This window comes from Bavariicoccus seileri WCC 4188 (assembly GCF_000421665.1).
GTDB classification, from domain to species: domain Bacteria; phylum Bacillota; class Bacilli; order Lactobacillales; family Aerococcaceae; genus Bavariicoccus; species Bavariicoccus seileri.
Genome location: NZ_ATXL01000041.1, coordinates 1 through 20,078 on the forward strand (window position 1 = coordinate 1; position 20,078 = coordinate 20,078).

A 20,078-nucleotide genomic window follows, 5' to 3' on the forward strand; every position below is an offset into this window, starting at 1 on the left:
CGTTAATCGGTGACAGTTCTTTTTATAATGAAGCAAGCTAGAGTTACACTCGTGATAGTTATTGATTTATGACAGTAAATTCATTACAAAATAGATTATAGATGATTTCCATAAAAATTAAATTCCAAAAAAAAGAAACACCGCAGTGCTTCTTCCATGAAAACTGTCAACTCGTTTAAGAACTAATCTGGGTAGAAGTGATCGAGTAGGGCAGAAACGATACGGTTACTAGCCATCTGATCGTTATAGGGATAATAAGCTTCAATAATATTAGGATCAATAGGTTGTGAGCTTTTATATCTGATATAGCTTTCAAGAGCTAATAACAGATCATTTGGATCATCATAGATAGGCCCAGGTAATTTGAAGTTAGGATTATAAGCATCATTTGACCCATCAAGACCATGATCAAACTGATAATAGAATACCGGCTTTTGCATTAAAGCAAAGTCTATACCGACACTTGAATAATCAGTAATAAGTAGTTGGTTTTGTATCAGTAATCGCTGAACGTTTGTATCGTTACGAGTCAATATAGAGACCTCGCTAGCATCAAATAAATTAGCGTACTGTTGAAAATTGTGATGGAGGTAAAAAGAAATTGATAAATGGTAGTTTTCCTTCAGACGTTTGAGTGTTGGATCTTCTAAAAAAGCTTGCCAATGTTTAAAAAAATCTGTTTCAACAAACTCTTTTTTGGGAAGATGGTCTTCGCCAGCTCGCCAAGTTGGGATAATTAACAGTTCGTGTTGATGGTCTTTTTTATAACGCTGATCATGACGATAGTAGATCAGGTTATCGAAACGGGGCAATCCACTGACAACAACTTCATCATCATCATATCCCATTTTTTTAATCAATAATTCTTTTTCAAGAGGTGAGCTAGCTACTACAAGATTAGCAAAGGGGTGTTCTTTTGAGCATTTACCATAACGGTTGGATACATCGCGAATACTAGAAATACCGTGTTGTAGGAATACTTTATAAGTATGATCTAATAACTCAGTCATCATTGGTGTGACAACAGGTAATAAATAATCAGAACTGTGTGTAAATGCAACTAAATCTAACTCAGGCAATAATTGCACATGTTCTAAAGACCGATAATCAATCCGGTTCCCAGCAGGGTGAGCTACAGCATCATAATTGGGTGAATCTTTGCTGATGATATAGTATGGATCGAATATATGGGCATAATGATCACAGATGAAACGGTAGAAGACCAGCCCATTATCGGTGGCAGAGTCTGGATACTCTCCAATTGCTATTTTAAGCTTTATTTTATTAGGAAAAGTCTCTTGTGCGTTAATTTTCTCGCTGACTTTGTTATTATTTTTAGGGTCTTTACTTTCGCTCGTACTAGGTTTGTTATCTTTCGCACTATTTTCTTTAGCACTGTTTTCTTTAATTGCTTTCAATCGTTTCTTTGAAAGTTGGAGGTAGGTCTCATAGCTTCCTTTTGGTAAAAACGACAGTTTGAAGGAAAAGTTACCATAGTTTTGTGTCGCATAAGGCTTAAAATAAAGCTGGTAGTCGTTATTATAGGAGAACCATAAGTCATTAACTTTAGCCTTTTCTCGGTCTAATTCAGCCTCATAGTAACCCACACGGTAGTAATATGGATTTATTTTTAGTGAGGGCTTCATAAAGCTGATAAAGACATCAAATAAATTGTAATCATAAGTATCGAAAGGAACACCATCTAATTGTTTATATAATGTATCAAATGCCCGATGGTCTATCGCAAATACCGCTTCGTTTATAACTCGACCAGTGTGATGGTGTTCTCTCGCTGCCCTTGTTGCAGGTATGGTGACTTTAGCTTTGGTATGACGGACACGAATGGTCAGTTGGACTTGCTCGGGAGCATTAAATTTAGTGGAAAAGGTCAGTCCTAAAATTAAACTATCATATTGGGTTTTAAGACCAGTTAACCGAGCGTCTTGGTTATAAAAATACTCACTCGGAAGGTTTGGTTGTGCTAACACGACGATTTGTTTGTCATCAGTGATAGCAAGCCAGTAGGTCTTCTCCAAATAAGTAAGATTTAAACTCTCTTTTGCTGTAATATTTTCTAAGGGTTCAGAAATCTGATAGGGAACATCATCCGTCGTATATAGTGTAAGATGTGGGTGTTGCTCGTCAAATAATGGCACGATATCTTCTATTTTGAAGCGAATTTGTTTATCAGATTGTTCGAGATCAATTTGTCGCTCAGGCGTACCGATTCTTAAGTGGGGGAAGTCATTCCCAGAGATTATAAATCCTGATTTCGTAGTGATCAATTGCATCTGTTGTGCCCTCCTATCAGCTGTAATAGCTCTAGATTCTTATCTTCATTATAGCATAGCTAAAGCGCCATAAGAGATCTCAACCATCAAGGTTCAGTAAATAAAATCTCATTCCAAATGATAAATGGTAAAAATAAGCGTAAAAAACAAGAGGTAAAATACCTCTTGTTTTAGCGCTGTTACTCTTTTAAGATACATTAAGCTAACTGATAGCCATTACAACCATTCAAACTTTTCCTTCGTTTGACGGCGTTGGTTAAAGTTTTGATAGGGCAGTTGGCGTTGTTTTGCCCAGTTGATAATTTCAGGGCTAAAGATGATATCAGTAAAGGTTAGGTCTTTGACACTTTTAGCGCCCAAGAGTGCAAAGGCCTCTTTAAGTTCTGCCTCCCAGCTCTTAACTTCAGCAATCGTTTCTGCAACATCTGTTGTCATGACCGACTTGAGCCAGTGACCAGATACGCCGACTGCTTTAGCACCTAGAGCTAAAGATTTAACGACATCAAAAGGCGTTGAGATACCTCCAGAGGCTAAAATCGTTGGCTTTTTGGTCAGACTAGCAGCTTCTAATAAACTAAGTGGAGTAGAAATACCCCAGCGTTCCCAGTCGGTGCTAAACAAATGCTTTCGTCTGAGGTTTTCAATCCGAGCGAAGTTAGTCCCACCTTGACCACTAACATCGACATATTGGACACCTATCTGATACAGCTGATGGATTGTTTCGCGGCTCATTCCAAAGCCGACTTCTTTTACGATAATCGGGACATCCAAGCCATCGACTAACTGACTAATGTCCGAGAGCCAATGTGTGAAATCTCGATCTCCTTCAGGCATGACAAGTTCTTGAGTTGCATTGACATGGATTTGGAGCGCATTGGCATTGATCAGTTCGATAGCCATTTTGGCTTCTGAAACTGTGTAATTGGGACCGAGATTTGCCATTAAAAAGCCATTTGGATGATTCTTGCGAATAATCTCATAGCTATCTCGGTGTTCAGCGGATTTAAGAGCTGCACTCATTGAGCCACTGGCCATAGCAAGACCGGTTTTAGCAGCCACTTGTGACAATCTGTCATTGACTACAAAGGATTGATCACTTCCACCCGTCATGCCATTGATGTAAAAAGGCAGGGGAAAGTGGTGGTCGAACAAATTGACAGATAAATCGACATCCTTAACGGCAACGCCAGGGAAGGAATGATGGACAAAGGTGACATCCGATTGGAGGGAAGTTACTTGCTCTTCTTGCGCTAAGGCATGGCGAATATGGTCTTCCTTTCTAGACGCGATCGACATAGGCGACCTCCTTGTCACGATTGAGTGGAATGATATTGGCACTTAACCATTTGGCGATAATTGTTTCCTTCAATAATTGATCGTGGCGATTGATCAAGGCGATGCCACAATCTCCACCGCCAGCACCACTAGCTTTGGCCGCAATCTTTTCGCTTAGAGCGACATCAATCAAGGCAGTCAGTGGTTTCGTTTCATAAGGTAAGCCTTGTTGGTTGGTATAGTGTTTTAGCAAAGTGCGTAATTGTCTGAGAGTTTGATAAATGATTGACCAGTTGGCATTGCGCAAAGCATCAGCTAATCCAAGGACAGCTTTTGAAGACTCTGATAGGAAGTCGCAATCAGATAACGATTTTGTTTTAGTTTTTGCCGCTAGTAAATCCAATTGTTGTGCTGTTGAGGCAGGCTTTTTTGTCCAACCAATCAATAGCTCAACCGATTCGTGTATCTCAAGTGGTTTGATTTCTAATTTTGGCCAAGCCATGTTAACGACGTCAGAGAGTGATTCCCTACTTTCAAGTGCTTTGACGACAAACTCCTTATCAAATGACCGATAAAGAATCCATCCACCATAAGTCGAGGTAGCTAGGTCACCAAAAGACCCATTACTATGTAATCGTAGATGGGTGATGGCTGATAATTTATAAACAAGTTCGTTGGATGGGTCTTTGAAATGATAATAACTCAAGGCTGCTCTAATCGTCGCCACAGTGACAGCACCACTAGATCCTAGGCCATACTTGATACCATGGCGATCATTTAAAGCACTATCTACACGCACATTATAATAGCCAACAGGGATACTGTAGTCTGACAAAAACTCTTCAACGGTCTGTAATGCTTGGATGATAAAGTGGTAAGGATTTTCGCGATCATCTATTTTGAGTTGGCGACCATCTCGATACCACGCCAAAGCTAAACCACCGAAAAGTTGAGAATGGATCGTACCAGTATCGCTAGATTCTTCAATCGTAACTTTGATCGTTTGTGAAGTAGCTGCAATGATTGCTGGTTGGCCAGGAGTGACGACAGCATACTCTCCTGCAATATATAATTTTCCTGGCGCTGATTCAGTGACTATATTCATTAGATCCCTCTTTTTTCGCTAGACTTTCAGCCCACTCTTCCTCGGTCAAGGTTCTCATGTCGGGACCGGCGGCTGAAGTGATCATTTGATCGTTCGTATAAAAATGACTAAGCTCGTCCATTATAGCAGTCATATCGCTTTTCTGACAAATAATTTTGACATTGGGTCCAGCATCCATCGTGAAGTAAGCAGGATAACCTGCTTGACGTAATTCTCTGATCCGCTCCATAGCGAGTAGGGTTGCGGGTTCAAAGTACCAAAATGGTGGATTAGCTGATAGCATCGTTGCATGCATCTTAAGGGCATTATGTTCGGCAATTTCACCAATCATTTCAATGTCTTTCCGGTAAATGGCAGCCTTCATTTGTTTGATGTCTGATGGGACGGTTTTGACCCAGTTTTCGTAAAAGGGCGAGGTCGCAACTGTATGTGCCATACCATCTCTTGACGAGATTTTCTTTTTACCATTATTTAAGACTAAGACGATCAAGCCAATATCCCACTGCCCATCATCGATTGGAATGGCAACAGAAGTGCTATCATCTGTGCCTTTATCCCACTCAACAAAGCCACCAAACAGGCTTCTTGTTGCTGAACCACTGCCGCGGCGCGCCAGTTTCGAAAGGCTCTTATGATCGTCTTCCCATCCTAAGGCATCTGCACAAGCACCAATCAAAGCAGCATAGGCAGATGCGGAACTTGCTAGTCCAGCAGCGGTAGGCACAAAATTGAGACTAGTGACATTAGCCTTACTCGTGATCTGGGCTTTAGCTCTGATGATGTCTAAGAAATGGGTCAGTTTTTCGGTTTGTTCTTTAGATTGGACAATTTGGTCCAAGGTAAAGGTATCTTCAGTCAACTCACTATCAAAAACGATTGAAGTATCTGTATAAAGGGCATCTAGTGTGAGTGACAGGCTGTTGGTCATGGGCAGGAATAAGTCACTATCCCGTTTTCCCCAGTACTTGACCAGTGCAATATTGCTATGAGCGCGTGCACGCCCCGTTAATCGTATCATAGGTCCTCCTTCAGGGGATGTACCCAAACCTCTTTGGCAAGAGCTTTTAGGGCATCCGCTATCTTTAAGGCACTCTCATTGGTGTCGGCAAGGGCAATCATGCAACCACCCATACCGCCACCAGTGAGTTTTGCGCCGAGTGCCCCTTGTTGTAATGCTACTTCTTGTAAAGCATCCATGATGGGTGCGGAAACTCCTAGCTTTTTAAGCTCCTCATGGTTAGCAGTCAATAATGAACCAAGTGTATGGAGGTCCTCTTGATTGATCGCATGAGTGGCTTCTTTGACCAAACTACCAATTTGCGCGATACTTGCCATCGTTTCAGCATCATTGGCATCGTATTTCTGTTTGATCATAGCAACTGCTGTTTTCGTTTGACTGGTTTGACCACTATCAGCAACGACTAGATAGCCATTTGGCATTTTTGGAATTGAAATGAAATGATCAGGTTTTTGAAATAGGACGGCGTGGTTGATGACCATCATCAAGGCATCCAGACCACTGGGTGACCCGTGTGCAATTTTTTCGGATTCATCCAAATAATACCGTAAGGTGTGATCATCTAAGTTGGTGTCAAAGTAATTAAAATAAGCACGTGTGACAGCAGCGGCAACAGCAGCACTCGAACCCATACCACGTTCAGGCGGGATAGTGGAGGTGATGGTTAGAGCTAACGAATTATCAGTCGTGTTCAGATCTTGATCTAACAAGGACACGAGATGGTATAAGCTAGCTACGACATCGGGAGTGTTGGTGAGTAATCCCTTATAAAAGGCACAATCGATTGTTGGGTCAGTCGGACTTTCTGTGAGGGTGGCTGTGACGGTAACAGCTCCAAATGGAATGGCGATAGCTGGTTCTCCAAAAACAACGGCATGCTCACCCATCAAAATAATTTTAGTATGTGTTTGCTTAGCTGAAATGGAATGTGTCATCTAATCGTTCCTTCTATAATGTAGTAAAGGGCCTGTCCATTTAATCAAAGGTCTGGTAGCTGTCGATAGACAAATTTAGGTCATAAAAACAAGATAAAAGTCAGCACAGGTCATCACACATCCTTAAAAGGTTAAGCTAACTTCTCTTTAATAGCCAGTTGTGATTTGATTAGACTCGTATAATTTTTTTATAACGGTTTCAGATCATTAGGCAATAGAGCAATGATCCACGAAGTTCACCATGACATATGACTTATTTTAAATAGACGAATTCCTTTCTAATTTCCTTATATAGAATAGCATGTTACACGACATAAATAATGCAAAACAGGCTAATTTGACGGAATTTTTAGAAAGTCTTAATTAATCAGGTAAATTTTTTTGGATTATGATAGAATACTGATGATCACGTTTTGAATTGAGGAGTAAATAGATTGAATAATAGCGTTTATGAACGATTTGAACGACACGTTTGGCGTGACCTTCACACAGAGAATCCAATTACGATTAGTAAGAAGGAATTGAGTGAGTTGACGTCATTGAATGACCGAATCAGTCAATTAGATGTGACGGAGATTTATATGCCACTGCTGTATTTGATTGATTGTTATCGAAAGGGTTTTGCGGCACTCAGATTTCACAAGAGTCAATTTTTACAAACAGATTCAGTCCATATGCCCTTTATTATCGGCATAAGTGGGAGTGTAGCAGTAGGCAAAAGTACTACTGCTCGTTTATTGCTACATATGTTAGAAAAAGCATATCCTAAAAATAGAGTGCAACTCATGACGACAGATGGTTTCTTGTATCCTAATAAAGTTCTTAAGGAGATTAAGATATTAGACCGTAAAGGTTTTCCTGAGAGCTATGATATGGAAGCTCTCATCCGTTTCATGACAGCAGTGAAAAGTGGACAGCCTCATGTTAAAGCTCCCGTTTATTCGCATGATACTTATGATATCGTTCCAGAAGAGGTAGAGGAAGTGGATCGTCCAGATATATTGATCGTCGAAGGGATCAATGTGTTGCAGTTACCTCAAAACCGAGAAATTTTTGTGAGTGACTTTTTTGATGTTTCCTTATTTGTGGACGCAGAACCACGATTGATCGAAGAGTGGTATTTAGAGCGGTTTGAATTGTTGATGGATAGAGCTGTTTCCGATCCCCAAAACTATTATTACAAGTATGCGATTGGTGATCGAAAAAGTGCTATTGCAATGGCACAAAGAGTATGGCAAGATACTAATTTGAAGAATCTTAAAGAATATATTTTGCCGACGAGAAGTCGTGCGGATATTATTTTGCATAAATCTGAAAAACATGTGATCGATCGTGTTTTAGTCAAACGGTAGGAGGGCAATATGTCGAACAATCTGGACAGCATCCAAGATGTTGAAAAAGTAATCGTATTAGATTTCGGGAGTCAATATAATCAATTGATCACGAGACGTATTCGGGAGTTCAATGTGTTTTCTCAGTTGTTACCCCATACGTTAAAAGCAGAAGAGATCGTGAAACTTGGCAATGTCAAAGGAATCGTTTTATCTGGTGGTCCAAATAGTGTCTACGGAGAGAGTGCCTTTGATGTTGATCCTGCTATCTATGATCTAGGAATTCCGATTTTAGGGATTTGTTATGGGATGCAGCTGACGACTCAAAAACTGGGTGGACAAGTGGCAAAAGCAAATCATCGCGAGTATGGTAAAGCGGATCTGACAGTCACAGAGGCAAACAGTCTGTTTAAGGATATACCTGCTAAGCAAACGGTTTGGATGAGCCATGGAGACTTAGTGACCGTTGTCCCCGAATCATTTGAAATCATTGCTACAAGTACGAGTTGCCCGATTGCAGCTATCGCCAACTTTGAAAAAGGTATCTACGGGGTACAATTTCATCCTGAGGTCAGACATTCGGAATATGGCAATGCGATCCTTAAGAACTTTGCCTATGAGATCTGTGGGTGTCAAGGGGACTGGAGCATGGACGATTTTATCGACCTTGCAGTCGCTAAAATCCGTGAGGAAGTAGGGGACCGTAAAGTTTTACTTGGATTATCTGGTGGAGTTGATAGCTCAGTCACTGGTGTTTTATTACACAAAGCAATTGGTGACCAGTTAGTCTGTATCTTTGTTGATCATGGCTTACTGCGTAAAAACGAAGGCGACGAAGTGATGACAAGCCTGTCAGGTAAATTTGGCTTAAATATAGTTCGTGTCGATGCTGCAGACCGCTTCTTGTCAAAGTTACAAGGTGTTAGTGATCCGGAACAAAAACGGAAGATTATTGGGAATGAGTTTGTCTATGTGTTTGCAGATGAAGCTGCTAAATTAGAAGGAATTGATTTCTTGGCACAAGGCACTCTATATACCGATGTGATTGAGTCTGGAACAGAAACTGCCCAAACTATTAAGTCACATCATAATGTTGGTGGACTGCCAAAAGACATGAAGTTTAAATTAATTGAACCATTGAATACCTTGTTTAAAGATGAAGTGAGAGCACTTGGAATCGCGTTAGGCATGCCTGAAAGTTTAGTATGGCGCCAACCATTCCCAGGACCAGGATTAGGAATTCGGGTGATTGGGGAGATTACTCCTGAAAAATTAGAAGTTATCCGTGAAAGTGATGCGGTATTACGTGAGGAAATTAAAAAAGCCGGCTTAGATCGTGATATCTGGCAATATTTCACTGTTTTACCAGGATTCCGCAGTGTTGGAGTGATGGGGGATGCTAGAACCTATGACTATACCATTGGGATTAGAGCTGTGACATCAATCGATGGGATGACAAGCGATTTTGCACGAATTCCGTGGGATGTACTGCAAAAAATTTCGGTTAGAATCGTTAACGAAGTGGCACATATCAATCGCGTAGTGTATGACATTACCTCTAAGCCACCAGCAACAATTGAGTGGGAATAATCGCTAGGAGCCAGAAGCCCTTGATATCAAGGACTTCTGGCTCTTTTGCTTTTAGGATGATATGCTTTTTCGTGAAAAAATAATACTATTGCTGTTAAGTGTTTACTTTTGGACCCTAATGAATCAGCGTATGGGTACGAAAGTAAGGTGATTAAATGTCAAAGACTAACTTGTTGAATCAACTATTGGAGAAGAATAAAGGGTATATTAAAACATCCAAGATGGTTGAAAATAACATTTCTAAGACATATTTTTTAGAGTATGTAAAAGAAAATAGTCTTATTAAAGTTGCAAATTGAATGTACATGTCTGAAGATACTTGGCAGGATGATATGTACGTTATTCAAGCGAGGTATCCAAAAATTATTTTTTCAAACGAAACTGCAGCGTTCTTACTGGGATCGTCGGAAAGAGAGCCTTTTGAAATTTCTGTAACACTTGAGACTAGCACAGGATCTTTACGCTTAAATAAGAGCGGAGTAAAAGTATACAAGATAAAAAAAGATCTATTAGAAGTTGGGCTCATCGAATCGTTGACGCCATTAGGGAATAAAGTGAGGTCGTACAATCAGGAGCGAACATTTTGTGATTTCGTAAGAAGCAGAAATACAATTGAAATGCAAGAAGTTCAAACTTACATTCGAGAGTATTTTAGAAGTAAGGATATGAATATTTCTCAATTAATGAGGTATGCCAAGCTCTTCTCAATTGCGAAGATTATCAGGCAGTATACGGAGGTATTGCTGTAATGATTAAGACATCCACACAACTGAAAGTTCTTGTTCGCAATCGTTCAAAAAAGAGATAGCACAAAAGCACAAATTATTATTCGCAATTACATCACGGAAAGAGTTCCTCCAGTTGCTTGTTGAGTGAAATCCATTGCTTTAGAATTCCTTAAGTATAGTATAATAAATTTGCAACAACATTTAATCCATATAAAGCCCTATTTTTACTGGGAGAAAAGAAGTGAATCCTATCCAACTGTTTGGAAAGTTAATCAGTGGTGCGGGACACACATGTTAGATAGAAAAAGGGGGACCTATGACAATTTATTTTGTAAGACATGGCCACACGGAATGGAATGGTTTGGGAAAGATTCAAGGGAGTGTCAATACGGTGTTATCTGACATTGGAGTGGCACAGGCTCACGCACTCGCTAACCATCTACAAGAAACCGCCAACGACATAGAAGTAGGAGCTGTTTATTCAAGTCCACAGATTAGAGCGTTTCATACTGCTGAAATCATCGCAAAGCCACTTGGGTTATCAGTGGCCCCTTTACCGGGTGTTGAAGAAATTAATTTCGGTTTGTGGGAAGGGTGTACTTGGCTAGAGTTGAGTGAACAGTTTCCAACAGAATTTTTGGAGTGGACACACAATAGACGGTACTATCCTGCCCCAAATGGCGAATCCTACCAACAAGTTTTAGAACGAGTCATTCCAGTGGTTAGTCATTTAAGTAAAAGTCACTCTGAGAATATCATGATTGTGACGCATGGCGGTGTGATGGCGAGTTTAAAGTGTTTGATTCAACAAGCTCCATTTGAAGAATTGGAGAAATTTAAAGTAGCTAATACCGAAGTGATGCCTTTTAGTTTAGAGCAGTTACAACTAGCGAAAGCTTATCTGTAAACAGTTTATTAAAGGTAAAAGTAATTTTGGAGGTTGTTGATGGAATTATATGTTGTCTATTTGAGAGGTATCAATGTTGGTGGAAAGAACAAGATAAGGATGGCTGATTTAAGAGATGCTTTAACTGCTGCTGGCTTTCTGAAAGTGTCAACTTATATTCAAAGCGGTAATATTGTTCTTTCTTCTACGTTACCAATGGAGGAAATTGGACCGACGATTGAGGCATTGCTTCAACAAATGTTTGAGTTAGATAGTGATATGGTACGAGTATTAGTCCTAGATGCCATTACTTACCAAGCTATTCTAGAAGAACGACCAGAGGGCTTTGGTGAAATTGTGTCGGATATGGATTTTCGCTATGATGTTCTTTTCCCCTTAAATGTTTCAACCGAAGATGTCATGACTGAACTGCTTGTTCGCGAAGGTGTTGATAAAGTTTGGAAGGGACGCCATGTAATCTATTTTCGTAGACCTGGTCCAAATCATCCAGACTATACAAAAAGTGCTCTGTCACGTCTTATCAAAAAGCCAATTTATCAGTCAATCACGATTAGAAACTTCAGGACAACTTTAAAGGTGTATTCTCTTTTACAGTCGTTGAAATGATTGTTCCTTTTTATCCTACTTCCTAAAAGCATCCTGAAAAAGAACAAGCCATAATATTTTCCTAAACTAATCGTTGTTGGTATGATGAGAATAAAGGAGGAATGTTTTGTATGACTGAATATAAAGTTCCTAAAGTGTGGGTTTGGAAGGAAGAAGACAAGACAGAAACAGGGAATCAACCAGTTGCTGGGAGTCGGTTTGACCAACAGTTGCCAGTAGGAGATGAACCTTTTCAAGTCTATTCCCTTGGGACTCCAAATGGTAAAAAAGTAGCCATCATGTTTGAAGAGTTAAAAGAAGCAGGTATTACAAAAGCCGGGTATGATCTTTACAAGATAAATATTGGAGATGGAGATCAATTTGGGAGTGATTTTGTCAAGATCAATCCGAATTCGAAAATCCCTGCCATGGTAGATTATTCTGAAGACAAACCAATCCGGGTATTTGAATCAGGTTCTATTTTGCTGTACTTGGCCGAGAAGTTCCAAAAATTTCTACCAACTGATTTAGCGGGAAGAACAGAAGTCCTCAATTGGGTATTCTGGCAAACAGGAGCTGGTCCATTTGTGGGTGGTGAATTTGGACACTTTTTCGAATATGCTCCGACGAAACAGGAGTACCCAATCAATCGTTATGCTATGGAAACAAAACGTCAATTAGATCTGTTGGACAGACAACTGGCTGATAAGGACTATATCACTGGGGATGACTATACCATCGCTGACATGATGATCTGGCCATGGTACGGCGCACTAGCCCATGATGACCTATATAAAAATGCGGGCGACTTTTTGAATGTCAAAGAATATACTAACCTTGTCGCCTGGGCAGACCGAGTAGGTCATAGACCGGCTGTTAAACGAGCACAAGCAATTGACTATAAACCAATCAAATAATTAACTGCCTAGAGTTAAGTGTTGGATAATTTTTACATGTATATATAATGTACAAACGTCTCTAATTAAGCGTATCTATAAAGGTCGCTCGTCTAACAAAAGAACTCAACTAAATCAGGAAACTGTACTGAATTAAGAACACTGTCTAGGTGTTCTTTTTTCATTGTTGTAAGGTAGGCGACGGTCTATATGAATCATGCGCGGATGAATGGCTATATTACAATGATTGTAAGTATTACTTGTCTGTGGCGCTTGCTATAATGATGGTAATCACAAGGAGGATGGTTTAGTGGCGATTGAAAGAGTGTTGAAAGTTGAAGGTGTTTCAAAGGTCTATGGACAGGGTGAGTCAAAGACCGTGGCGCTTAATGATATCAGTTTTGAGGTGTTAGAGGGAGAATTTTTAGGGATCATGGGGGCTAGTGGTTCTGGGAAGACTACTTTACTCAACTGTATTGCGACGAAAGAGATTTCATGGTTATTATGAGGTAGCAAAAAGCTTACATTGTTTGCGGTATAATCTTTCAGTTTCTTTTGATCAGATCTTAATAGCGCCAAAGAATACATTTGTGTAAAAGCATTTTTGGGATAATTTTGACATCCCGAGTGTCTAATAATTTTCACCGTCATCATTCTTTCTGTTACTATAATAGTAATGGAAAAACGCACTCAAATGAAATTTTGACTTAAACTTTCTAGCTATGAATTACAGATAGTTAAGACAAGGTAAAAATATAAAAAAAGAAAAAATCAAGAAAGCAAAAGACATTAGAGAACATCAGTAAGAAAAGAAGAGACTAATAGTCTAAAAGACTAAAGAAATATTAAAATAATAGAGGGTTAAACATGCAAAACGAACAGAAGGCTCGTAATATGTTATCAGAATTATTTAAAACAATAGAAATGCCAGAGGATCTGGATTCGATAACTGAAAAAGAGTTATCTCATTTATTAGCATGGTTTAAAGAGATTCCGCCTCATGCTGACTTTTGGAAGAGGGTAAGTCACTTGGTACAGCTAGCTTTTCCAGCTCCTGAACGATTGGCCGGGTCTTTGGGGAGGCAGGTCCATCTGTTCCGCTATGTTGTATCGAGTCAACAAGCTGATTATGTTCGCAGAAACTTTATAGGACAGACAGATGTTGAGAAATTAGCCCGTTATTTATCCTTAAATCCTAGCGTCAGCTATTCTCTCAGAGAGTCAGATCGTTTACACCACAAGAAGTCTCAGCTTGGTAAGGGTGACTATCCAATAGGGTATGGATGTGGTAATTTTAAGCTATTGATTGGTTTTCATAGTGAATTCATTATCAACAGTTCTGGTGAGTTTCAAACGATTTTAGGTAATAGCTCCTATAAACTTCCTTTGAACGGTATCGTTAATGGTGCAAGTTTTAACTACGCTGATCGCAATGGTCAAGATCATAAACGGTTGGATGTTCATAATTTTAGATATGACCCCATATGGCGGAGAAAGTTATTATTAAAAGAAAACTACAGTGCACCATTAAATGAATCTGGAAAGTTTTCTTATTTCACTCGTTATAGTTATTATGCTTTTGATAACCAGTCTGCAAGAGAGAGAAGTAGTCGTTTGAAACGAGAATTTCGTCGGAAGGTTAAACGGCCTAGACCCATCTGTCGTTTATTAGGATTTCGTTACTAATTGTCTATTATTGTCTATTATTGTCTATTATAGAACAAGGGTGATTTATGGATTAAGTCCTAACTATAGACATGTATATGTACACGAGATATGTACAAAAATATAGAAGACATATACAAATCTCTATAGTTAAGCACTAGTCTATTAAACTAGCCTATTAAACTAGCCTATTAAACTAGAGGTGTTGGATAGCTTTAGTAAACACCCCTGTCATATTTCAATTTAGAAATAGTTGACAGGGGTGTTTTGTGTGTTAATATAGTTATCAAAAGTAATTAACTTTGTTAACTAATAGTTTTTGTTAACTAATAAAATTGCTTCACTATTTTTTTAGTAATGAACTAATTTAGTTAGGGAAGTCAATTGACATTAACAGCAATTTGAAATTAATTTCCACCACAACAGTGTGCTATTTGTGGCAACGATTATATTAAGTCAAAAAAGGAGTTTAACAATGTCTTCAATTAGCCAAAATTTTTCTGAGTTATATGAAAAAGCAACTGTCCTCTATCAAAATAGTGCAGAAAGAAGTCAGGATTTTCCCAATCTGTCTTCTAGTGAGGAGCATTATTTAGATATTCTATATTCCTTAAACAATCCCACTCTTACTACTTTTTCGAAGAAGGCTCAGATTTCAAAGCCAGCTGCAACTCGTATCATCCACCAGTTTGAAAGTAAGAACTATGTCACAAAGGTGCAATCAGAGCAGGATGGCAGGGTACAGCATTTGGTTTTGAGTGATGCTTTAAAGGATCATTTTGGGCACAATCTTGTCGTATTTGATCGTGTGTTTAGTGATATAATCTCTTGCCTGTCGGAAGATGAGCAGAACGTTTTAGCTCGTATCTTGGAAAAAATCAATCAAACGATTTAAGGAGTCTGTTATGTCGCAAAAGCGTAGAGAGAGAAAAGGACTATTGATTGGCATTGTCATTAATCTGATTATGGGTGTCGCTGGGGTATGGGTCTATGAATTGACAAAGATCCAAGCATTATTTGTTGATGCTTACTTTACAATTATTGCACTGGTCTCAGGAGTTGCAGCTATTATCATTTCTAGAGTTAGTCCTAGGAAAACTAAGCGTTTTCCACAGGGCTTGTTTTTTTCTAGAACCTTTGTATGCTCTGCTGAAATCCTTATTGTCAATTGTGTTATTAGTAAGTTCAGCCATATCTGTCACTAGAAAAGCTATTGTCTATTTTACACAAGGAATTGGAGAAGCGATACCGGTTGGACCTGTTGTGTACTGTGAGATCATCATGGTAATCTTATGCTTGTTATTGTCGTCTTGTTATTACAGGCAAAACAAAAAATTGGTGGATCTAGTACGATGCTAGAAGCTGAAGCGAAAGGGACGATGGTCGATGGCATTATGTCTCTTGGGATTGGGGTTGCTGCTATTGTGGTTTATTTTATCGATAACAGCCCACCATTTAGTTTTTTACGCTATACAGGAGACTTTTTCATAACCACTATTTTAGTTCTCTTGTCACTCAAAACACCTCTTATGGTCGTCATTAAATCATTTACTGAGCTGAGTAATGGTAAAGTGGTCGACAGCTCTCTTCAAGAGAGCATCAGTCAGTTAGTGACAAAGCACCTCAGTCCAGATGTCATGTTACAGAATGTGAAAATTTATAAAGTAGGAATGTTTTTTAAAGTGGATGCTTTGATTCATACAAGACCTGACACAGCAGATTTTAGCTCTCTGATGTCGCAAAAGGACGCTATCAAGATAGACCTGTCTAAAAAATATGAATTTTGCGATATCGATTTTATTTTGTCGTGACTAATCGTGTACAATCGTGAGTAATTGAGTATATCTTATTGAGTTAATTTAGTTTACAAACCGACATAGCATTAGAGTGGGAGATATGGTGGTATAAAGAGAAATGGTGATATAATAGGTCAAACTGATCTAATAGGTCAAACTACAGAGGAGTGATGGCATGGTTTATGAGCAACAGGAAATACTGACCGATCTTTACAATCTGATGCTTGATCCAGGAACTCGTGATTTTGAACGCCAACAGTTGTCACGAGCTAAGGACCAATTAGAATCAGGACGCCAGATCAATGATGTCTTGGGACAGTTGGAATTTAGTCTCAGGGCTTTGGCGCTTCGCCAAAATTTATCTCCCAATGTGGCTGATTTTTATGACCAGATCATCACTAAGCAAAAAAGACCGACTTTCGATGTCAGCAATCATTTAGGTGAAAGTAATATCTCAACTGAGCGAGCAATTTTTGCGGGTGGTTGTTTTTGGTGTATGGTCGAGCCGTTTGACAGTAGACCAGGGATTAAATCAGTTATCTCTGGCTATATAGGTGGAAATGTCGATGACCCAACTTATGATGCGGTTAGTCAGAAACAGACGGGACATGTTGAGGCTGTTGAGATTGTTTACGATAGGAATGTCATCTCCTACAATGAGTTGTTAGAGATCTACTGGCAATTGATTGATCCGACAGATGACTTTGGTCAGTTTTTAGATCGTGGTAGTAACTACAGAGCTGGTATTTTTGTCCAAGACGATGAGCAACTGGCTCTTGCAGAAGCCTCAAAAGAAGCTTTGGCAGCTTCTGATCGGTATCACAAGCCTATCGTGACGCCAATTAAACAAGCTAGTCAGTTTTGGCCGGCAGAAAATTACCATCAGGAATACTATCAGAAGAATCCAAAAAAATACCGCAATCTGAAACGATCGCGGTCTCTCTTACAAACACTATTTGCTGTCAAGAACAAGCTACTCACTCACATAAAGAGCTAATGTTTCATAGGCTTTTAGGGTATAGCTTGTTTTTATGTCGTTTTTTGAGATATCATAATTGGCAAGCAAAATACGACTATCATCAACAAACTCTTTTGGTATTTCAATTTCAGTTTCTTTTTCATAGAAGTTGTTCAAGACGAGGAGTCTATCAGTCCCTAATCGTCTGATATAAGCAAAGACTTGATCATGATCTCTAGAATAAGGAGTGATATCGCCATCAGAAATGACATCTAAGTCGTGACGTAATTGAATCAATTGTTGGTAGAACTTAAAGATTGAGCCACTTTCGAGTTCTTTTTTTACATTGATATCTTTCGTCTTAGGGTTCGTCAACCATGGGGTCACTGTTGAAAAAGATCCAAATTCGCTGTCGTCCCAAGGCATCGGTATCCGTGCGTTGTCACGAGATTTGGTTCTGATGATATCCATGACTTCTGTTTCTTTTAACCCCGAGACCGTCAGTTCTTTATAAGCATTGAGGGTCTCGATATCATCATATTGCGAAAGACTGGAGTAATCTGGATCGACCATCCCAATTTCTTCTCCCATATAGATGTACGGTGTCCCACGCAAGAGGTGGAGAGCAGCTGCTAACATTTTAGCACTTTCTACCCGATACTTATCTGGAGAGCCGAAGCGATTGAGCGCACGGGGTTGGTCATGACAATTCCAAAAAAGAGCGTTCCAACCATTTCCCGCAGTAATATCGACTTGCCAATCAAAAAGAATATTTTTTAAAGCGCTAAAATCGAAAGGAATTTTGGTCCACTTTTGCCCATTTTCATAGTCCACCTTTAAGTGATGGAAATTGAAGACCATCGTTAATTCATGATTATCTGGATTGGTATACTCGATACAGTTTTCAATCGTCGTCGAGGACATTTCACCGACTGTAACGATCTCAGGGTCTTGACCAAATGAATGTTGATTCAATTCCTTTAAATACGTATGGACGATCGGTTTATCCGTATAGAGTTTCTTGGATTCTGTCTCTGGGGGAGCATCTACCAATATCTCGTCTTTCCCGATAACATTGATCACGTCGAAACGGAAACCTGTGACTCCTTTTGTCATCCAGAAGTTAACGATATCAGAAAGTTCAGCGCGAACATCAGGATTACGCCAATCGAGATCTGCTTGCGTTTTGTCGTATAAGCAAAGGTAGTAAAGGTCAGTATCTCCAAATTTGTTCCAAGCTGGTCCACCAAATTTGGATTCCCAATTCGTTGGTAATGAGCCATCTGGTTTACCAGGTCTAAGAATGTAATAGTCTTGGTACTTTTTATCACCAGCTAAGGCTTTTTGAAACCAAATGTGTTCAGTAGAGGTATGGTTAAACACCATATCCAACATTAACTCGATGCCATTATCTCTGAGGGCTTTGGCCATAGCCATATAGTCGTCCATGGTGCCATAAATAGGGTCGATGGCTCTAAAATCTGCAATATCGTAGCCATTGTCTTTTTGTGGTGATGTAAAGAAAGGATTAAACCAGACCATTTTAATACCCAATTTTTTGAGATACGGAATGTGCTTGATCACACCTCTTAAATCACCAGTTGGCTTACCAGTGGTGCTCTGAAATGATTTTGGATAGATTTGGTAGATCACATCTTTTTTGTAATCCATTTCGTTTATCGCTCCCTTGATTGTGATTTTTAAATGGTGTTATCTGCTCTTTCATAACGCTATTTTAGCTACTTTTATGATAACAGTTACTGTCGTGGCAAGCAATCACGGTGATAGTAGACGCATGCTTATCTTTCAACTTTAACGTCTTAATTCAGCCAGTTTAGTGTTGACCAAGTCAGTGACAATTTTTTGATCGTTTTTTCGTTTGACCACATCATATTTGTCGATATCAATCCATAATACCTGAGAGGCATGATAGGAGTTTTTGACCCAATCATCATAGCCTTCCCAGAGTTTATAATAATAGTCGATCAACCCTTTATCTTGCTCAAAATCTCTCCCTCGCATCCGTATACGGTTTAAAATCGTGTCAAATGACCCAGTGAGGTAGACCATTAAATCAGGCGATTTTTTGGGGAGTTCATTCAATTCTTCCATCATATTATTTAAGAGTTTTTCATAAATGCCAAACTCATACTCTGAAATGCGACCAATATCTTTATTGACTTTGCAGAAATACCAGTCTTCGTAGATTGAGCGATCAAGAACATTGTTTTGATTAATCAAAGCTCGTTTGATATTTGTGAATCTGCTGTTTAAAAAATCTAATTGCAATAAAAAAGGATACCTCTTTAAATTTTGTTCTTCCGTACTTGCTGTATAAAATAAGGGCAAAATTGTGTTATCTTCTACACTTTCATAATAGACATCACTATGTAGTGCCTTTGCGACTAACTCAGCGGTGGTAGTTTTCCCAGCGCCGATCATACCTCCTATAACAATAATTGCCATCGACCCCTCTCCTAACTATTTCTGGTTTCTTTTCTAGTGACATTTTTAATGACATAGACAATCTCTATATTTAGAACAATTGCTTAAACACAATATGTTGTGTTTATAATCACATAGTAACACATTATATAGTGTAAAAGACAGGTTTATATCAAAAAAGCCATCAGCAAATCAACAGAAGTTACGGTACCAAAATTTAGAGCTCTAGGGTTGTCAAACATATGTTACCTGAACTGATAATAGTGGTGCTTGATGTCTTGTCCACCAAAACGAATTTTTTGAGTTTGTTGTCAAGGAGGAAAGTGAAACGATCCTTGACAACAAACGATAAAAATATAAAATCAGTGGACACATCAAGCAGCTTCGTTATACTTATTTTCGTAATACTTTTCAACCATTTGATTTGGGCTTAAGAATCCCAATACTTTTCGTGCAATATTATTGTGTCGACTCATATATCGCCGATGTTGCTTTAACATATCCTCTACGGATTCAAACTCTCGTTTACCATAAAACCGAAGTTGATCTTCCC

General features: G+C 39.1%; 16 protein-coding genes and 2 pseudogenes. 11 read left to right on the forward strand and 7 right to left on the reverse strand.

What is annotated here, in order from left to right; translation table 11 throughout:
* Window positions 1-182: 182 nt before the first annotated feature.
* The 5 genes from H541_RS0108510 to mvk form a co-directional block, all read right to left on the reverse strand.
* Complete coding sequence (locus tag H541_RS0108510) at window positions 183-2,291, reverse strand: CDP-glycerol glycerophosphotransferase family protein (RefSeq protein ID WP_022796898.1); 2,109 nt, start codon at window positions 2,289-2,291, stop codon at window positions 183-185.
* A 216-nt stretch (window positions 2,292-2,507) separates the two neighbouring features.
* Window positions 2,508-3,587 carry a type 2 isopentenyl-diphosphate Delta-isomerase gene (fni, locus tag H541_RS0108515; RefSeq protein ID WP_022796899.1) on the reverse strand — a complete coding sequence of 360 codons (1,080 nt, stop codon included), beginning with the start codon at window positions 3,585-3,587 and terminating at the stop codon, window positions 2,508-2,510.
* Entirely contained in the window at window positions 3,571-4,671 is a 1,101-nt protein-coding gene (locus tag H541_RS0108520; RefSeq protein WP_022796900.1) for a phosphomevalonate kinase, read from the reverse strand. Before H541_RS0108520 ends, fni begins: the two co-directional genes overlap by 17 nt.
* Window positions 4,655-5,689: a diphosphomevalonate decarboxylase gene (gene mvaD / locus H541_RS0108525; RefSeq protein WP_022796901.1), complete on the reverse strand. Its 1,035-nt coding sequence runs from the start codon at window positions 5,687-5,689 to the stop codon at window positions 4,655-4,657. Before mvaD ends, H541_RS0108520 begins: the two co-directional genes overlap by 17 nt.
* On the reverse strand, window positions 5,686-6,624 hold the full coding sequence (mvk, locus tag H541_RS12120; RefSeq protein WP_022796902.1) for a mevalonate kinase: 939 nt from the start codon (window positions 6,622-6,624) through the stop codon (window positions 5,686-5,688). Before mvk ends, mvaD begins: the two co-directional genes overlap by 4 nt.
* A gap of 434 nt (window positions 6,625-7,058) precedes the next feature.
* Between mvk and coaA the strand changes: the two genes are divergently transcribed.
* From coaA to msrA, 11 genes and pseudogenes are all read left to right on the forward strand, one after another.
* Window positions 7,059-7,976 (forward strand): type I pantothenate kinase, encoded by a 918-nt coding sequence (coaA, locus tag H541_RS0108535; RefSeq protein WP_022796903.1) that lies wholly within the window; start codon window positions 7,059-7,061, stop codon window positions 7,974-7,976.
* 9 nt (window positions 7,977-7,985) lie between these two features.
* Window positions 7,986-9,545: a glutamine-hydrolyzing GMP synthase gene (guaA, locus tag H541_RS0108540; RefSeq protein ID WP_022796904.1), complete on the forward strand. Its 1,560-nt coding sequence runs from the start codon at window positions 7,986-7,988 to the stop codon at window positions 9,543-9,545.
* A gap of 332 nt (window positions 9,546-9,877) precedes the next feature.
* Window positions 9,878-10,294 carry a type IV toxin-antitoxin system AbiEi family antitoxin domain-containing protein gene (locus H541_RS12565; protein WP_156831895.1) on the forward strand — a complete coding sequence of 139 codons (417 nt, stop codon included), beginning with the start codon at window positions 9,878-9,880 and terminating at the stop codon, window positions 10,292-10,294.
* Window positions 10,295-10,589: 295 nt separating this feature from the next.
* Window positions 10,590-11,180 (forward strand): histidine phosphatase family protein, encoded by a 591-nt coding sequence (locus H541_RS12130; RefSeq protein WP_022796905.1) that lies wholly within the window; start codon window positions 10,590-10,592, stop codon window positions 11,178-11,180.
* A 39-nt stretch (window positions 11,181-11,219) separates the two neighbouring features.
* Window positions 11,220-11,786 (forward strand): DUF1697 domain-containing protein, encoded by a 567-nt coding sequence (locus H541_RS0108555; protein ID WP_022796906.1) that lies wholly within the window; start codon window positions 11,220-11,222, stop codon window positions 11,784-11,786.
* 110 nt (window positions 11,787-11,896) lie between these two features.
* Entirely contained in the window at window positions 11,897-12,682 is a 786-nt protein-coding gene (yghU, locus tag H541_RS0108560; RefSeq protein ID WP_022796907.1) for a glutathione-dependent disulfide-bond oxidoreductase, read from the forward strand.
* A gap of 295 nt (window positions 12,683-12,977) precedes the next feature.
* Window positions 12,978-13,145 (forward strand): annotated as a pseudogene (locus H541_RS0108565) (ATP-binding cassette domain-containing protein); the annotation flags it as partial.
* Between the two features lie 383 nt (window positions 13,146-13,528).
* Window positions 13,529-14,347 carry a DUF3114 domain-containing protein gene (locus tag H541_RS12135; RefSeq protein ID WP_022796909.1) on the forward strand — a complete coding sequence of 273 codons (819 nt, stop codon included), beginning with the start codon at window positions 13,529-13,531 and terminating at the stop codon, window positions 14,345-14,347.
* A gap of 454 nt (window positions 14,348-14,801) precedes the next feature.
* Window positions 14,802-15,221, forward strand: coding sequence for a MarR family winged helix-turn-helix transcriptional regulator (locus tag H541_RS0108575; RefSeq protein WP_022796910.1), 420 nt, complete (start codon window positions 14,802-14,804; stop codon window positions 15,219-15,221).
* A gap of 10 nt (window positions 15,222-15,231) precedes the next feature.
* Window positions 15,232-16,137: pseudogene (locus tag H541_RS13660) on the forward strand (cation efflux transmembrane domain-containing protein).
* 160 nt (window positions 16,138-16,297) lie between these two features.
* Entirely contained in the window at window positions 16,298-17,119 is an 822-nt protein-coding gene (gene msrA / locus H541_RS12145; protein ID WP_022796911.1) for a peptide-methionine (S)-S-oxide reductase MsrA, read from the forward strand.
* Here msrA and treC read toward each other — a convergent pair.
* Together treC and H541_RS0108595 are read right to left on the reverse strand one after the other, a co-directional pair.
* The gene (treC, locus tag H541_RS0108590; RefSeq protein WP_022796912.1) at window positions 17,096-18,751 is read right to left on the reverse strand and encodes an alpha,alpha-phosphotrehalase; all 1,656 of its coding nucleotides are present in this window, start codon (window positions 18,749-18,751) and stop codon (window positions 17,096-17,098) included. The two genes, msrA and treC, sit on opposite strands and share 24 nt — an antisense overlap.
* 141 nt (window positions 18,752-18,892) lie before the next feature.
* On the reverse strand, window positions 18,893-19,546 hold the full coding sequence (locus H541_RS0108595) for a deoxynucleoside kinase (RefSeq protein WP_022796913.1): 654 nt from the start codon (window positions 19,544-19,546) through the stop codon (window positions 18,893-18,895).
* Window positions 19,547-20,078: the final 532 nt, after the last annotated feature.

What these genes read in the sequence shown, in the direction of transcription:
- H541_RS12565 (WP_156831895.1), top strand. Translation starts at nt 9,878, where the DNA reads ATGTACGTTATTCAAGCGAGGTATCCAAAAATTATTTTTTCAAACGAA.
- H541_RS0108510 (WP_022796898.1), bottom strand. Translation starts at nt 2,291, where the DNA reads ATGCAATTGATCACTACGAAATCAGGATTTATAATCTCTGGGAATGAC.
- H541_RS0108555 (WP_022796906.1), top strand. Translation starts at nt 11,220, where the DNA reads ATGGAATTATATGTTGTCTATTTGAGAGGTATCAATGTTGGTGGAAAG.
- H541_RS12130 (WP_022796905.1), top strand. Translation starts at nt 10,590, where the DNA reads ATGACAATTTATTTTGTAAGACATGGCCACACGGAATGGAATGGTTTG.
- H541_RS0108595 (WP_022796913.1), bottom strand. Translation starts at nt 19,546, where the DNA reads ATGGCAATTATTGTTATAGGAGGTATGATCGGCGCTGGGAAAACTACC.
- H541_RS0108575 (WP_022796910.1), top strand. Translation starts at nt 14,802, where the DNA reads ATGTCTTCAATTAGCCAAAATTTTTCTGAGTTATATGAAAAAGCAACT.
- treC (WP_022796912.1), bottom strand. Translation starts at nt 18,751, where the DNA reads ATGGATTACAAAAAAGATGTGATCTACCAAATCTATCCAAAATCATTT.
- msrA (WP_022796911.1), top strand. Translation starts at nt 16,298, where the DNA reads ATGGTTTATGAGCAACAGGAAATACTGACCGATCTTTACAATCTGATG.
- mvk (WP_022796902.1), bottom strand. Translation starts at nt 6,624, where the DNA reads ATGACACATTCCATTTCAGCTAAGCAAACACATACTAAAATTATTTTG.
- guaA (WP_022796904.1), top strand. Translation starts at nt 7,986, where the DNA reads ATGTCGAACAATCTGGACAGCATCCAAGATGTTGAAAAAGTAATCGTA.
- H541_RS12135 (WP_022796909.1), top strand. Translation starts at nt 13,529, where the DNA reads ATGCAAAACGAACAGAAGGCTCGTAATATGTTATCAGAATTATTTAAA.
- H541_RS0108520 (WP_022796900.1), bottom strand. Translation starts at nt 4,671, where the DNA reads ATGAATATAGTCACTGAATCAGCGCCAGGAAAATTATATATTGCAGGA.
- yghU (WP_022796907.1), top strand. Translation starts at nt 11,897, where the DNA reads ATGACTGAATATAAAGTTCCTAAAGTGTGGGTTTGGAAGGAAGAAGAC.
- fni (WP_022796899.1), bottom strand. Translation starts at nt 3,587, where the DNA reads ATGTCGATCGCGTCTAGAAAGGAAGACCATATTCGCCATGCCTTAGCG.
- mvaD (WP_022796901.1), bottom strand. Translation starts at nt 5,689, where the DNA reads ATGATACGATTAACGGGGCGTGCACGCGCTCATAGCAATATTGCACTG.